Source organism: Bradyrhizobium tropiciagri, assembly GCF_018130545.1.
GTDB lineage: Bacteria > Pseudomonadota > Alphaproteobacteria > Rhizobiales > Xanthobacteraceae > Bradyrhizobium > Bradyrhizobium tropiciagri_A.
Map to the genome: position 1 here is coordinate 125,041 of NZ_JAFCKF010000003.1, position 14,352 is coordinate 139,392.

Genomic DNA, 14,352 nt, shown 5'->3' on the forward strand with positions numbered 1-14,352 from the left:
GATGGGGCGGTGGTTCTCATCAGCACAACAGCGCTCGCTTGAAATATTTGCGGGCGGCGTTGGCTCTGGCCCCAGGAAGGAAATGCAAAATCCCGGTAGCCTTAGCTTGCACAAGGCGTGCGGTCGGAACATGCCCCAAAAGGGCTATCACCTCGAAACAAACGGGGGCTTTACATTCCGGAAGGCAAGACGTTCAGCCCCCCTCCGCGCGCGATGCGGGCCAGGGTCGCGAGATCGCCAAGCGCTATGCCGCAGGCAGCACGATGCCTAGCGCCACGACCCGTCCGGCCCAAGGGGCAAGGTCGGATGGTCGCGCTTGTCCTCGTCAGGCTTCACCTTGAAACCCTGCCGAAACGCGAACCAGATAAAGCCGACCAACCCGATCACGCAGATCGGCGCGAGAATCCAGTCAGGCATGTCGCGATCCTCCAGCAGCCTACCAACGTAGGTCTCGATGATCCCGCGCTCAGTTCAATGCGGGATGCCCCGTCCGAATGAGGAGCCGCAGCACCATTATCCGAACGCCGTCGAGGCATTGCTGCAAGTAATTGAAAACGCTGGAGCGGGTGAAGGGAATCGAACCCTCGTATTCAGCTTGGAAGTCTTCGAATTTCGGCAATGTTTTCTAACGCCATTCCGATATTTTGCAGCCTTTCGGCAAACCGTGCCTTTCAGCCCCGCTCTGCGCCAAGCAGTGATCGGCCCGGCATGGAACGTAAAGTCCCGTAGAAGTTAAGGAAACGGCAACCAATTCGAATGCGATTTCGATATCGCCCCCGCCCGATCCGGAACTTGCTCTCCGGATGCACCTTGTCCCCCGATCGGGGGTGAGCCATGAGCAAAGAGAGCGAATATCTGAGGGACAAAGCCATCCGGGCGCGGCGCCTATCTCAAACCGTTAGCGATACCCAATCGTCCAGGACGCTGACGGAAGTTGCCCAAAAGCACGAGGACGACGCCAACCAGTTGGAATTGGCCGATCGCTCCACCGATGGCGCCATCCAGAAGCCGTACCCACGCGATGGCTGGGTCTCGGTAGCGCTTTCCGAGATAGACGGCCTCAAATGATCCGTCATTCTCGGCCGCGTCTGCGATCGTCGACAACATACTGACCGCGTCGTGGAACTAATTTCCCTCAGTCGAATTACGTTTCCATCGATAGTGTTTGGCGACGCTGTCGGATTGGAAAGACCTCGCGCCCTCCGGCACGGGGTTTTTCTATGGGAGGTTTCGATGGATGGTTTTCCGCCTCACGTAGTTGGCTTCATGAAGCGCAGGCGCGAAAAGGAGAACGAGCGGAGGTCCGCCGACGAAAGGCCTGTCGGCTCTTCCAACGACCTTACCCCGGTCGACAGCCTGCCCAGCAACTAACGCTACGACACCAATCGCGAACAAACGCCACCAATCATCACCGAACTTGTCAATTTTTCAGCATCGTCCGGCACCCCCTTCCCGCTCATGACCGTCTGGTTGCAGGTTCGAGTCCTGCCGGGCCCACCATTCGGCCGTCGCGCACTTGGAGGTGTTCAACTTTTCGCTCATCTGTCACCCTCGGCCCACTGGGGTGTGACAGCGGTTCGCAGGACTTTCGCAAAAATATTCTCGTGGCGGTTCGACTAGGAAGGGCGAGCCTGTTGACGCGATCGGTGCGGCGGCCGCCGCCGCTAAGCGGCGGTCTCCTTGCCCAGGATGAAGCGTGCAGCACGTTCGCCGACCATCATCGTCGGAGCATTGGTGTTGCCCGAGACGAGACGCGGCATGATCGAGGCGTCGGCGACACGAAGCCCTTCCACGCCACGCACCCGCAAGTCTTCCGACACAACCGCCATGGGATCATCGGCCGCTCCCATCTTCGCAGTGCCCGACGGGTGGAACACGGTCTTGGATATTGAGCGAACATAGTCGCGGAGTGCGTCGGGATCCGCTTCGAGCCCCGGCTTCGGAAGAACACGTCGCTTCACCAAACGGGCAAGCGACGGAGCCTCGGAGATGCGGATCGCAATCTGCACGCCGCGGACGAGTGTCTCGACATCGGCGTGTTCGGCAAGCGAATTGGCGACGAACAGAGCCGCGTCAGTCGGATTCGGCGAGCGCAATCGGACGGATCCGCGCGATTGCGGCCGCAGGACGCAGGGGCCGATCGAGATACCATGGCCCGGATGAGCCAACCGATCGGCAAAGCCATTGAATGCAGGCAGCACATGAAACTGGATGTCCGGTTCGCCCGTGCCAGCCGTATCGACAAAGCCGCCGGACTCCACGACCGTCGACGTCAGCAAACCCGTCTTCGTCAGGAGGTATTGCATCATATGGGATGCGGCCCGCAGGCCCTTGTCTTCACCGAAGATCGAAATTGGATCTCTGGTCTCGCACTGAACCGTCGCCTCCAGGTGATCCTGATAGTTCTCGCCGACCCCGGGCAGGTCGTACACGACCTCGATACCGTGTTCGCGCAGATGGCCAGCCGGCCCGATCCCAGACAGTTGCAGGATCTTCGGTGTGGCCAAAGCACCGGCGGTCAGAATCACCTCACGCCGCGCTGCGAGCGTCGTCGCGTCTTCGAGCCGCACTCCGATGGCCTTCCTGCCATCAAACAGCACCTTGTGGACGCGGCTGCCCGTTCTGACGGTCAGATTGGCGCGACCTTCTGCCTGACGAAGGAACGCTTCCGCCGAACTGCGCCGCCGGCCGCGGCTCGTGGTGGTTTGATAAAAACCGACGCCCTCCTGACGGGCTCCGTTGAAATCCTCATTGTAGCGGATCCCGACCTCCTGGGCTGCGCGGATGAAGGCCCAGGACAGCGGATGACCGTAGGCGCGGTCTGATACGGTGAGTTCGCCTCCGACCCCGTGATACTCGCCCGAGAGCCGCTGGTTGTTCTCGAGGTCGCGGAACACCGGAAGCACCTTGTCGTAGCTCCAGTTGCGGCAGCCGAGTTGCGCCCACGTATCGTAGTCCTGCCGCGAACCGCGGATGTAGACCATCGCGTTCACCGAACTGCCGCCACCCAGCACCTGCCCCTGCGGCACGATCGACGGGCGACCGTTCAGGCCTTTCTCCGGCTCGGATGAATAAAATAGCGCGTCGCGGCCTTTCTCCAGAACCTTGAAGAAGGTTGCCGGAATGTGGATGTACTTGTCGGTGTCACGCTGGCCGCTTTCGATGAGGAGTACGCGATTGCGGGGATCCTCCGAGAGGCGCGAAGCAAGGACGCACCCTGCAGAACCGCCGCCCGCGACGATGTAGTCGTAGTCCTGCATCTTCCCTCCCCGGCGCGCGTTGCGCGGCGTCCGCTTCAACAGAAAACGGTCTGTACGGTGGTGAACTCCTTCAACCCCTCGACGCCGAACTCGACGCCAAAGCCCGACTGCTTGACACCGCCAAATGGGGCGTTGGGTTGAATGGCGCCGTGCTTGTTGATCCAGACCGAACCAGCTTCGATACGCCCTGCGACACGCTTCGCTTCCGCAAGGTCCGTACCCCAGACCGAGCCACCAAGCCCCATCGAGCTCGCATTGGCCTTGGCCACGGCTTCATCGATGTCGCTGTACCGGACAATCGGAAGCGCCGGTCCGAACTGCTCTTCGTCGACGAGGCGGCAACCATGGTCCACGTCGGCAACCAGCGTGACGGGGTAGAAATAACCAGGTCCTTCCGAGGGATTACCGCCGATCAGCACGCGACCGCCCTTGTCGCGGGCCTCATTGACGAAGGTTGAAACGATGTCGAATTGACGTCGATTCTGTACCGGACCAAGCGTCGACTTTTCCGACAATCCGTCGCCGACGACCACCTGGCTCGCGTATTTGACGAGTTCATCGCAGACCTCGTCGTAGAGGCTGTCGTGGACATAGAGCCGCTTCAGCGCCGCACAGGTCTGACCGCCGTTGATGAACGCACCCCAGAACAGGCCTTCGACGATCTTCTGCGGGTCGGCGTCAGGCAGCACAATTCCCGCGTCATTGCCGCCGAGCTCAAGGGTCAGGCGTTTGAGCGTGCCTGCCGCGTTCTGCATGATCTTGCGGCCCGTCGCCGTTGAGCCCGTAAACGTCACCTTCGCGATGCCGGGATGCGACGACATCAGGCTGCCGATCTCGTTCTCGCCGGTGATGACATTCACCACGCCAGGCGGCAACGTCTCGTTCATCAGCTCCACGAGCCGGATCGTGCTCAGCGGGGTCAATGGCGACGGCTTGATGACGACGGTGTTGCCCGCTCGGATTGCAGGGATGATGTGCCAGCATGCAATCATGACCGGCCAATTCCAGGGCGTGATGGAGCCGACCACGCCGATCGGCTTGCGATGAAGCTCTACGCGCCCTTCAGCGCCGTCTTGCAAGACCTCCACCGGAAGCGACAGATCGCTCGTGAAGCGCGTCCAGGCAACCGCGCCACCGATCTCGAAGCGAGATCCCAGGCCGTTGAGTGGCTTGCCCTGCTCGAGTGTCAACAGGTGGGCAAGTTCCTCGGAATGCGTCTCGATCGATCTCGCGACGGCTCGACACGCGTCGGCTCGTTCGACTTCGGCGGTCTGTTTCCAGGTGGCAAACGCCTTGGTCGCGGCGGATATCGCGGAATCGAGATCCTTCGCGGTGGCAAGCGGCATTGCACCGACGACGACGCCGGTCGACGGATTGATCACGTTCAGGGAACTGGGCGTCTCTACTTTACGGCCACCGATGACCAGGCTTGAGCGCTGCATGCGAAGGTCTCCTAAGCGCAAGTAATGCGGCCGAGGAAAGACGATCATGGACAGGCTGTCTTGGAAAAGGGCGCGACTCCGATTGGACGGAAGCGCGATTATCTGCGCACCACATCCGTGGGAGAGCAGTCGAAGGCTTTCTTGAAACATCGGTTGAAGTAAGAAATATCGTTGAACCCCGATGAAAATGCGATCTCGGCGATGGTCCCGCCTTCGGCACCGCGTTGCTTCTCGATCAACCGATCCCTCGCAAGCCGCAGGCGGCGATCGCGAATGAAGCTCGTGATGGTGGTCCCGACCGTGCTGAAATCCTCTTGCAGGGTCCGCATCGACACGCCGAGACGGCCGGCCAGCCATTGCGGCGTCAGGCACTCCGCCGTGAGATGACGGTCGACGAGCGCGCGGGCGAACTCGAGCCTGCCCGAGGCACGCTCCTTCGGACATAAAGGTGCACTTGCGGTATCCGTGGCGAACGCCTGCCGCGTCGCGTGGAGCAGGAGTTGCCGCAACTCGCCCGATCGCTGGTGGTTGGCGGGCGTCTGCAGCATCTTGGCGACGAGTGCCCGCAGCATGGTCGACATCGGGTCCTCGGCGCCCAGGCGTCGAGACACTTCAAAATCGTTCGGCCGTTCCGCAAGCAGCAATTGCCGCGGCAGATGCACCGACAAATGATTGATGAATTGGCCGTTGAAATAGAAGTTCGACGGCAGCGAGGAGTCGACCAGGATGCAGTCACCGGGCGAGATGATGCTCTGCTGCCCCTGCTGCTCAACTCCGCAGGTGCCCTGCAACTGGACCAGCAGAAAGAAATACTCGCCATAGTCGTGGCGAATGTCCTGCTCGTCCCGACGAACGACGCCGATGTCTCCGGCAACCTGGGCGATCTCCATGCCGGCCGCATTGCGTACCAGCACGCCGCCATTGACCAGGTTGCGCTTTTCCCACCCGAACGGATTGAATCGTCCGCAGACCGAGTGGAGCTTGTGCCTCCACTCCTCAAACGGCGCTTGACTCCAGACTTGCGGAGTCCAGTTGCTAAACTCCTGGAGCTGCAAGCGCTCCTCCCTTGGAAGGGCCGTCCGGCGGCCTTTTCATAACATGTTAAGCAACTCGGCCGAGCTGTCAATGGTCGGTATCGTGCAGGAAACCGCGTGCGCGACCGCCGATCCTGGTCGCGACGTCACGCGAGATAAGCACTGTGCAGGATGTCCGGCTTGTCGATCAGTTCCTGTGGCGCGCCGGCAAAGCAGATCCTTCCGCGCTCCATCACATAGGCTCTGTCCGCGATCTTGAGCGCGATGTGCGTGAATTGCTCGATCAGGAGGACACCGACACCCTGCACGGCGAGGCTTTGCAGGATCGGGACCAGACGCGCGACCACGACGGGCGCGAGGCCGAACGATAGCTCGTCCGCGAGGAGATAACGTGGTCGCGCGATGATCGCTTGCCCGAGCGCAACCATCTGCTGCTGCCCGCCCGAGAGATTGCCTGATCTCGCCTTCAGGCGATCACGCAACTCCGGAAAGGTGGCAAGTGCCGTGTCGAGGGCTGCGTCAAGCTGAGCGCGGGCAAGATGACTGCCTGCGACCTTGAGATTGTCCTCGACGCTCAAGTCGTTCAGCACCTGGTGCCCTTCGGGCACCGCGGCGACACCGCCGGCGCGGATGACTTCCGGCCTTAGCCCGACAAGCGACCGGCCATCCATTGCAATCGAACCGCTCGTGGCGGGCAATACGCCGGCGATGGCGAGAACCAGGCTGCTCTTGCCGGCGCCGTTGGCGCCCAGCAGCGCCGTGACCTTGCCCGGCAACACGGTGAGATCAATATCGTGCAGGACGGTCTTGCCGTTCCGAGCGATATTGAGGCCCTGCACGTTCAACCCTGCGCTCACGTCGCTTGCTCCAGGACCCCGAGATACGCCGCCCTGACCCTCGGATTCGCAAGGACCTCGGCCGTCGGCCCACAGGCAATCGCGGAGCCGAAATCGAGCACCAACGTCGCTGTGCAGGTTGCCGAGATCAGATCGACGTCATGATCGACCAGCAGCACCTGCGCGCCGCAATGACCGTGAATGGCCTTGATGACATCGCGCAGATGCTCGCTCTCATGCTGTGCGAGCCCTGCCCCGGGCTCGTCCATCATGATCAATCGAGGGAGACCTGCGGTCGCCCGCGCGATCTCGAGCATGCGGCGCTGATAGGCGTTCAGGTCGTGTCCGGGCGTATTGCGCTTGGCGAGAAGGCCAACGAAATCCAACGCTTTGTCGATCAACAGCCGCCGCGGCTGGCCGTCCGTCGACACGTTGTCGAGCACCGCGGCAACATTGTCGCCGGCAGTCAGATTCTCGACGATCTGCTCATTCTGAAATGTTCGTCGGAGGCCGAACGCGGCGCGCTTGCGAATGGGAATATCCTTCAGGTCCCGCCCGTCCACGCGCACGCGGCCCTTCGTCGGCCGCACGAATCCGGAAAGGACATTGATCAAGGTGGTCTTGCCGGCGCCGTTCGGCCCGACCAGACCGGTGACCGGCTCCGCCAGATTGGCGGTCAAGGCGTTCAAGCCGAGCACGCCTCCGAATTGCACCGTCACGTCGTCGATCTCGATCATGGCTCGGCCTTTCGTTTGCCGCTCACAAGCCGGCGAACCGTCCGGACCAGATCCGCCAATTGGCCGGCCACGCCGCGCGGCGCCGTGATCAGGGCATGCAGGAGGCCGAGGCCGAAGATCATCGTCGCGATATTGCCGTCGACACGAAAGTCGTTCAGCAACGCCGGGAATGCTCGCAGCAGCAGCCCGGCAATGATCGGACCAAACCAGGAATAGGCTCCGCCGACGATGGTCAGCGCGAACAGCATGATCGACTGGCTTGCAGGGAATGCGCTTGCATCGAGCTGGCCGACGCCACCCGCGAGCAGACCGCCGGCTATTCCTGCAAGGAAGCCGGCCAGCGCAAACGCCCGCACCTTGTAGGCGGTGATGTCGACGCCGCCGGCCAGCGCGCAGACTTCGCTGCGGCGGATCATCGCCCACGCGCGGCCTGGACGCCCGCGAACATGCAACAGCACGAGCAGGTAGCAAAGCCCGGCGATGACGATGGCGTAGCGCAGATAGGCTTCGTCGTTTTGCGCGAGGAAAGGACGCGCCATCATCATCCGCATTCCCGTGCTCTTGCCGAGGATGCCCGAGCCTCCATCCGGAAAGCCGAAGGCGCTGATCAGCACCTGGATTGCACCGGCCATCATCAAGGTAATGATAGCGAGATAAAGTCCGCGCATCCGCAGTGCGGGCAAGCCGATGACGAGCCCAACCAGCGCCGCGGCGAAGCCGCCAGTCAGGAGCGCCAGCTCGAACGGTACGCCGAGGCCGTGCGATATTCTGAGCGCGAACCAGCCGCCAACTCCGAGCAGGCCGTACTGGGCCAGCGAGACCATGCCGAGCTGAGCAAACAAAACACTGACACTCAAGCTGGCGACGGTCAGCGCGGTGACCGAGATCAGCGTACGCAGCCAGTAGTCGCTGAGGGCAGCCGGCAGGACATACAGCGCAGCGAGCGCTCCAATGCATACAGCGAGCTCGCGAAACGGCATTCGTGCAGAGGAAATCAGTGCGATTGTCTCCAAACTTCGATCAGTCACGCCGCTCACCTGTAGACGAAGGTCATTCGACGCTGCATCCACAGCATGGCGCCTACCGCAAACAGAAATGGGATCGCGGTGCGGAACGGGCCGATCACGGGGATCGGTGTCAGAAGTGCCTCGCAGACCCCGATCGTAACACCGCCGGCGACGGTCGCAGGCAGGGAGACGAAGCGCCCTAGCACCGCGGCTGCGATCGCAGGAATGACCGCGAAAGTCAGGGCCTGCCCGCTCAAGCGCTGCAGATCGGCCAGCAGCACGCCGCTGACGCCCGCCAGCAAGCCGGAGATCACCCACGCCCAGCTGTCGACGCGAAGCACGCGAACCCCGAGCATCGCGCTGAGATCGCGGTTACTGGCGAGCGCGCGCATCTGCAGGCCGACACGGCTGTAGGCGAGAAACAACATCACCGCACTCGTCGCCAGCACTCCGAGGCCGAATGCAATCGCCCGCGTCATCGTGATCCGGACGCCCAGCAGCTCAAAGCTCATCGTATCCGTGGGCAAGCGAAGCCGGCGTGGCGCCTCCCCCCAGACGTAGCCCATGAAGCCGAGCAGGATCAGCGCAAAGCTAAGCGTTGCCACCGCACGCATGATCGGATCGCTGTAGGCAAGACGGGGAGCAATGACCCGACCATAGAACAGCGAGACGAGCGCCGCGGCGACGACGCCCGCGACCCACGACCAGCCAGGAGGCCCTCCGTGTTCGACGATCGACCAGGAGATGAAGGCCGCCAGGGCACCGACGGCGCCCTGCGCAAAATTGACAACGCCCGCAGCCCGGTAGAGCACCACGATGCCGACGCCGGAGAGGACGTACGTTGCCGCGGTCGCGAGGCCCGAGACGAGAAAGGGCGTGAAATCAGGCATGGCTGCTTACTTCGCGATGCCGATCGTCTTCTCGTAAGCATGCACGTCGTCGAGCTCAGGATCCTCCGACTCGATGCACACCGGCTTTGCGACAAGCTTGCCGTCTTTGACGAATGACACGGGACCCGCATGATTTGCGTTGTGACGAGGCCCATCGCCGACGTACCAGGGCGAACACCACATATCGCTTTCGAACCGCTTGATGTTCCGCAAAGCCGCCGTCACCGATTTCCGATCGATCTTGGTAGCATCCATCTTCAGCAGGGTTTCAGCGGTGACCCGCGCGGCCAGGTAACCAGCTTGCGAAAATGTATCCCTTGGATCGGAGGCTTGGCCATATTTGTCCATGACCGCGAGCCAGTTCAGCATGTCGGGGGTGCCCGCATCAGCCGCCTTCAGCTCCATGTCCACGGTGACCTTGCCGTCCCAGTATTTTCCGATCGCACGGGGAAAATCCGGATTGTAGAGCGAGGCAGGTCCGGTGAAATGCACCTTGTCGGCAAGCCCCTGCTCTTCCGCCGCGGCAAAGATCGGAACGGCCAGGCCCTTGGGCGTACCAACGCTGATGACGTCGGGTTTAAAGGCCATTGCCTCGAGGACGACCGAGGTGGCGTCGAGCGAGCCCGGGTCGAAGGTGATGATCTTGCCGTCACCACCCTGCTTCTTGATCCAGGCCACCGCACCGGAGCAGGACCATTCACCGAGGTTCGGGATGTTCGGCGCGATGCAAACGACACGCTTGATCTTGCCCGGATAGGTCTGCGCCACATCCATCACGGCCTTGGTATTGCTGACCCGCGGACCGGCGTTGGTCGGTGCGTAGTTCTTCTGGAAGAAGCAGTCGCGAGGGACGCCGACCCCCGCAATAACCATGATATCTTCCTTTTCGTAGATGCCCTGGTTCGCGCCACAATCCACAAAGCTCATATTGCCGACCAGCGCCACGGCCTTCTGATCGCGGATGAGCTTGGCTGCGACCTGCGACGATTGCTCGGGATTCCAGCCGTCATCTTCCATCTGGTACTTGATCGGACGTCCGTTGACGCCGCCGTTGGCGTTCAGGCACTTGAAATAGGCCGTGGCTGCCAGCCCGGACGAACTGAAATTATCCGGTCCGGTGACGCTGACGATTCCGCCGATCACGATCGGCTCGCCGGTTGCCGCCTTGCCGGTGGTAGCGCCGCATTTGGCATCCGCGGCATGGGCCACGCCGCCGGCACAGCCGAACAGCGCTGCCGTAACGATTCCCAGGATCGTGTTCCTCAAGGTCATACGCTTCCCCTCCTTAGGCCACCCTGCGGGATGGCGACGTTGCACCGGTGCGTCCGTTTGAGATCGCGGCGCTCCTTGGAGCGAAGCCGTCCGCAATCGTCCGACGCTTATCGAGCCGGCGGATCGTAGGCTCGACCTAGTGCGGGCGTCTTGGACTCCGACGCGGCCTGCCTAGGACGCAAACGAGCATCCGGGCGTAAAAAAAGACGCGGCCCACATCGTGGACCGCGCCAAGGAAGGCCGAGGAGGAAGGACTCCCGGCTCTAGGTCACCGCATCGGCAACGAGGCTGGTGTCGGCAAACTGCTCGAAACGAACGACCCGCCCCTCGTTCATGTCCCAAACGTGCACCACGCGTGCCGTCATGGATTTCCCCGTCTGCTTGTAACGGCCCGAATAGGTCCCGATACCGACGATCGTTGCACCACCGTCGATCAGCCGTTCGAGTGCGAACGTATAGTCGGTCCACTCCTCGCCGATACGCTTGAACACGCCATCCACAATGGCACCGGGGCCGACATACGTACCCGCATACGGAAAGCCCGCCATCTCGGTCCAGCGCGTTTCTGGCGTGATGGGCGCCATCATTGCCGCAACATCCTTGCGGTCGGACGCCGCGTAGTGCGCCTTGATTGCATCGTAGTTCGAACTCACTTCGCCTTGCCTCCCGTCAAACCGGTTGCTTGTTGTCGTCGTAGGCGGTCCGCGACTTCATTTGGATGAACGCCCCGGCGGGCTTGTTCTCGATGGTGCCCTGGCTGGTCACGCCCAGAAATTTTCCGGTCGAACGCATGGCATCCCAGTTGTAGAAGAAGATCGACGCCACCGGGATGATGAACTCACGAAACCCGAACACATATTGGTTGTGGTCGAACTTGTAGGTGGTGGCCAGATCGACATCGCCGTGCCCACGCTGCACGCCGACGATATTCTGCCACGCATAGCGCTGTGAGCTCAGATAGACGTGCTCGTAGACGTGCTGTGGGCTGTATTCGTAATGCGCGGTCAATCCGATCAGATCCCTCGTTGGCGCGGGCTCGATCCCTGTAGCCGGAACCGTGGGGTCGCCGACGATGCCGGGCGTATAGTCTTGCCGTACGCGCGGCTCGCCGGGCGCTTCACTCGCCGGCTGCACCCGTTCCCGCACCGACAGGACCCGACGGGTCTTGAGATTGACGATGAAGGCCTCGTCCTCATCAGGGCGCCCGGAGAATGTCATGTTGACGAACAGCACGTCCGGCGCCACATCGATCGCCTCGTACCAGTCCTGCCCCGCTGCGCTCCCCTCCGCCCATTCGACCCGATCCGCGGAGGCAAAGTTCAGTCTGACCGCACGCCCGTTTTGCAGCGTGATATCGAGCGGCTTGCCCGCGAGTCTGTCCGTAACCGGCAGGCGATTGGTGGCGATGCCGGCGGCGAAGTCATCGAAATGCTTCCAGTCCGCAGGCCTGCTTGCTTGCTCCATCTCACACTTCCTCCTTACTCGACAAACGCCAGCGTCGGCAGATCGACCACGGTGGCGCCGCCGTCCACCGTCAAGATCGAGCCGTTCATCGCGCTCGCTTCGTCCGAGGCCAGGAAGCAAACGACATTGGCCACCTCTTCCGGCGTCGCTGGCCGGCCGAGGGGCACGTCCTTGGTCACAAGGCGATACGCCTCTTCGATCGAGGAAAGCCGGTGCTTCTCGACCAGCATCTGCATCTGCTCGTCGGCCATGGCAGTCGCGACCCAACCGGGGCAAACCGTGTTGGTCCGCACGCCCTTGCGGCCGTAGTCGCGGGCCAGCGACTTGCCCAATCCGATACAGGCATGTTTCATGGTGACGTAGCCGGCGGCCTGCGGGCCCGCGAACAGACCGGCAATCGACGCGACGATCACGATCGCGCCCCTTCGTTCGATCAGGTCCGGAAGGGTTTCGCGCGCGCAGACGAACGCCGTATCAAGGTTGAGGCGCGTCGACAGCGCCCAGGTCTCGTCGGTCATCGAAATCGTCGGGCCAACCCCATGACCACCCGCATTGGCGACGAGAATATCGAGCTTGCCAAACTTGCCCTGAATCTCGCCAAGCGCAGCGCGGACCGCAGCGCCGTCCGCCGCATCGGCCTGCACGACGAGGCATCCGGTCTCATCAGCAAGGCCGCGCAGAGGCTCGCGACGCCGGCCCATGACAGCGACCTTGGCGCCCTCCGCGGCAAGGCGCCGCGCAACGGCCGCGCCAATTCCGGTTCCACCGCCCGTCACCAGGGCGGTTCGTCCCGCAAATCTCATTGGTACCTCGAGCGCTCCCAGATCGACGGTTTCGTCGAAACGCCGCGTGACGCGGTTCAGGAAAGAGATAAGCCAACCGAGGGGAAGCCGTCTTGGACTCGCGCGCAACCAGGCTAGGACGCCGGCGAGAGCAATCCTAGCCATCGGGTCGTCTGATCCGGGTCGAACAGACATGCGGGAAACGCTGCTGTGAGCCTCGTCGACGGCAAGCGCTGTTCTGATCGCCGCGCTCCCGTAACAGCGCTCCGTGAATCGCCCGCTTGCGCGAGTTGTGTGACCGCCGGACGGCAGGAAGCCGTCGAAGCCTCGGCTTCCATGACGGCGCTCCGATTGCTGACTGAAGTCGAACGCATCTCGAAGAAGATCATTCTTGCCGCGGGCTTGCGTCCTGAGCTGACCTTCGCGTCGTTTGGTCGACACGGCGGGATCACCGAGGCGAGCACATCCGGACTCACTGAAGCGCAGCTGATGAAGAAGGGCCAATGGTCATCGACCAAGGCAATGGAGTACTACCTTCATCACGACGATGAGGCCAAGCAGGACGCGCAAATCAAGCGCATCAAGCGGTGCAAGCAAGCGGCCAGAAAGTGAACATTTGTCGGAATGGATTCAGCAGTCTTGTCGGAATGGAAATCACAAAGTCCGATAAGTGCTTGAAATTATTGGAGCGGGTGAAGGGAATCGAACCCTCGTATTCAGCTTGGAAGGCTGCTGCTCTACCATTGAGCTACACCCGCATCTCGCGTTCCCCTAACACGGCCGGGCGGCGGCCTCAACTGCCTCGGCCTGGGTCCTTGTGTGCCGGTCAACGAGAATATTTCCGCGCGATCCTGCCGGTTCCTGGCGCGGATGGGGCGGATAGCGGCCTTAACAGCGGCGGATTCGCTACCTATATTGATGGTCCCATCAACAAAGAAAGGAGGTGATCTAGTGTCTTGTCTCAAGCGCTGTCACCTCGCTGGGATCGCCCGCTAGGCGCTGAGTAATCAGCCTGGCATCGGGGCGCTCTCAGCCCTGGACCAGCGAGACATCAATATCGGGGGCGCGGCGGAAGCGATTCCGCCGCGCCTTTTTGTCGGCCGGCCCGTGCGACCAGGCGTCCGCGGGATGGCTTGTCGCAGCTCAAAAAACCGTCCGATCAGCTACGTATGAATGTCGGCGTGGATGGCCTTGAGACGTCCTTCGGCCTGCCGCATCAAAAATCAGGAGCTCACGCGATGCTTTATGCCATCCTGGCCTACCACGTCGAAGCCGAAGTCAAGGCGTGGAACGCCGAACAGGACGCAGCCGTGATGACCGGCCTGCGCGAGGTCCACCAACGGCTGAAGGGCCGGCTCGGCCCGGCTGCACGGCTCGGCGAGACCCGCAAGGCCAGCACGCTGCGCGGGCCCGGCCATGGCGTCGTGATCGACGGACCGTTCGCGGAAACCAAGGAGCAATTGCTCGGCTTCTACGTGATCGACTGCGCCGACGAGGCGGAGGCGATCGCCGCGGCGCGCGACTTGCGCAGCGTCAACCCGTCGGCCGTCTACGAGATCCGCCCGCTGAAGCTCTTTATCCCCGGCGCGGCGTTTCCGGAAACCGCGGGCCCGAGCGACCCGTAGCAG

General features: G+C 62.2%; 15 protein-coding genes and 1 tRNA gene. 3 read left to right on the forward strand and 13 right to left on the reverse strand.

The window, feature by feature from the left end:
• Positions 1 to 267: 267 nt before the first annotated feature.
• Positions 268 to 417: a hypothetical protein gene (locus JQ616_RS13175; protein ID WP_212016398.1), complete on the reverse strand. Its 150-nt coding sequence runs from the start codon at positions 415 to 417 to the stop codon at positions 268 to 270.
• A 417-nt stretch (positions 418 to 834) separates the two neighbouring features.
• Between JQ616_RS13175 and JQ616_RS13180 the strand changes: the two genes are divergently transcribed.
• Positions 835 to 1,068, forward strand: a complete 234-nt coding sequence (locus JQ616_RS13180) for a hypothetical protein (RefSeq protein ID WP_212015004.1) — start codon at positions 835 to 837, stop codon at positions 1,066 to 1,068.
• A 596-nt stretch (positions 1,069 to 1,664) separates the two neighbouring features.
• Here JQ616_RS13180 and JQ616_RS13185 read toward each other — a convergent pair.
• From JQ616_RS13185 to JQ616_RS13235, 11 genes are all read right to left on the reverse strand, one after another.
• The gene (locus JQ616_RS13185) at positions 1,665 to 3,260 is read right to left on the reverse strand and encodes a GMC family oxidoreductase (protein WP_212015006.1); all 1,596 of its coding nucleotides are present in this window, start codon (positions 3,258 to 3,260) and stop codon (positions 1,665 to 1,667) included.
• Positions 3,261 to 3,295: 35 nt separating this feature from the next.
• Positions 3,296 to 4,702: an aldehyde dehydrogenase family protein gene (locus JQ616_RS13190; RefSeq protein ID WP_212016263.1), complete on the reverse strand. Its 1,407-nt coding sequence runs from the start codon at positions 4,700 to 4,702 to the stop codon at positions 3,296 to 3,298.
• A 98-nt stretch (positions 4,703 to 4,800) separates the two neighbouring features.
• Entirely contained in the window at positions 4,801 to 5,757 is a 957-nt protein-coding gene (locus JQ616_RS13195) for a helix-turn-helix domain-containing protein (RefSeq protein ID WP_212015008.1), read from the reverse strand.
• A gap of 125 nt (positions 5,758 to 5,882) precedes the next feature.
• A complete protein-coding gene (locus tag JQ616_RS13200; protein WP_349630014.1) occupies positions 5,883 to 6,575 on the reverse strand; it encodes an ABC transporter ATP-binding protein in 693 nt (230 codons plus the stop codon).
• A gap of 14 nt (positions 6,576 to 6,589) precedes the next feature.
• Positions 6,590 to 7,309, reverse strand: a complete 720-nt coding sequence (locus JQ616_RS13205; RefSeq protein WP_212015012.1) for an ABC transporter ATP-binding protein — start codon at positions 7,307 to 7,309, stop codon at positions 6,590 to 6,592.
• Positions 7,306 to 8,337, reverse strand: a complete 1,032-nt coding sequence (locus JQ616_RS13210; RefSeq protein ID WP_212015013.1) for a branched-chain amino acid ABC transporter permease — start codon at positions 8,335 to 8,337, stop codon at positions 7,306 to 7,308. The genes JQ616_RS13205 and JQ616_RS13210 overlap by 4 nt, the downstream gene beginning before the upstream one ends.
• A 5-nt stretch (positions 8,338 to 8,342) precedes the next feature.
• Positions 8,343 to 9,206, reverse strand: a complete 864-nt coding sequence (locus tag JQ616_RS13215; RefSeq protein ID WP_212015014.1) for a branched-chain amino acid ABC transporter permease — start codon at positions 9,204 to 9,206, stop codon at positions 8,343 to 8,345.
• 6 nt (positions 9,207 to 9,212) lie between these two features.
• Positions 9,213 to 10,478 carry an ABC transporter substrate-binding protein gene (locus JQ616_RS13220; RefSeq protein WP_212015015.1) on the reverse strand — a complete coding sequence of 422 codons (1,266 nt, stop codon included), beginning with the start codon at positions 10,476 to 10,478 and terminating at the stop codon, positions 9,213 to 9,215.
• Between the two features lie 263 nt (positions 10,479 to 10,741).
• Positions 10,742 to 11,131 (reverse strand): nuclear transport factor 2 family protein, encoded by a 390-nt coding sequence (locus JQ616_RS13225; RefSeq protein WP_212015016.1) that lies wholly within the window; start codon positions 11,129 to 11,131, stop codon positions 10,742 to 10,744.
• 16 nt (positions 11,132 to 11,147) lie between these two features.
• A complete protein-coding gene (locus tag JQ616_RS13230; protein WP_212015017.1) occupies positions 11,148 to 11,942 on the reverse strand; it encodes a MoaF C-terminal domain-containing protein in 795 nt (264 codons plus the stop codon).
• A gap of 14 nt (positions 11,943 to 11,956) precedes the next feature.
• Entirely contained in the window at positions 11,957 to 12,745 is a 789-nt protein-coding gene (locus JQ616_RS13235; RefSeq protein WP_212015018.1) for an SDR family NAD(P)-dependent oxidoreductase, read from the reverse strand.
• Positions 12,746 to 12,934: 189 nt separating this feature from the next.
• Here JQ616_RS13235 and JQ616_RS39280 point away from each other — a divergent pair, with 189 nt between their 5' ends.
• The gene (locus JQ616_RS39280) at positions 12,935 to 13,336 is read left to right on the forward strand and encodes a hypothetical protein (RefSeq protein WP_249136748.1); all 402 of its coding nucleotides are present in this window, start codon (positions 12,935 to 12,937) and stop codon (positions 13,334 to 13,336) included.
• A 72-nt stretch (positions 13,337 to 13,408) separates the two neighbouring features.
• On the opposite strand, the gene JQ616_RS13245 is transcribed toward JQ616_RS39280, so the two are convergent.
• Positions 13,409 to 13,482 (reverse strand) — tRNA-Gly (locus JQ616_RS13245).
• 480 nt (positions 13,483 to 13,962) lie between these two features.
• Between JQ616_RS13245 and JQ616_RS13250 the strand changes: the two genes are divergently transcribed.
• Positions 13,963 to 14,349, forward strand: a complete 387-nt coding sequence (locus JQ616_RS13250) for a YciI family protein (RefSeq protein ID WP_212015019.1) — start codon at positions 13,963 to 13,965, stop codon at positions 14,347 to 14,349.
• Positions 14,350 to 14,352 lie beyond the last annotated feature (3 nt).

Coding starts and splice junctions, on each gene's coding strand:
- JQ616_RS13175 (WP_212016398.1), bottom strand. CDS start 417: ATGCCTGACTGGATTCTCGCGCCGATCTGCGTGATCGGGTTGGTCGGC.
- JQ616_RS13180 (WP_212015004.1), top strand. CDS start 835: ATGAGCAAAGAGAGCGAATATCTGAGGGACAAAGCCATCCGGGCGCGG.
- JQ616_RS13185 (WP_212015006.1), bottom strand. CDS start 3,260: ATGCAGGACTACGACTACATCGTCGCGGGCGGCGGTTCTGCAGGGTGC.
- JQ616_RS13190 (WP_212016263.1), bottom strand. CDS start 4,702: ATGCAGCGCTCAAGCCTGGTCATCGGTGGCCGTAAAGTAGAGACGCCC.
- JQ616_RS13205 (WP_212015012.1), bottom strand. CDS start 7,309: ATGATCGAGATCGACGACGTGACGGTGCAATTCGGAGGCGTGCTCGGC.
- JQ616_RS13215 (WP_212015014.1), bottom strand. CDS start 9,206: ATGCCTGATTTCACGCCCTTTCTCGTCTCGGGCCTCGCGACCGCGGCA.
- JQ616_RS13220 (WP_212015015.1), bottom strand. CDS start 10,478: ATGACCTTGAGGAACACGATCCTGGGAATCGTTACGGCAGCGCTGTTC.
- JQ616_RS13230 (WP_212015017.1), bottom strand. CDS start 11,942: ATGGAGCAAGCAAGCAGGCCTGCGGACTGGAAGCATTTCGATGACTTC.
- JQ616_RS13235 (WP_212015018.1), bottom strand. CDS start 12,745: ATGAGATTTGCGGGACGAACCGCCCTGGTGACGGGCGGTGGAACCGGA.
- JQ616_RS13250 (WP_212015019.1), top strand. CDS start 13,963: ATGCTTTATGCCATCCTGGCCTACCACGTCGAAGCCGAAGTCAAGGCG.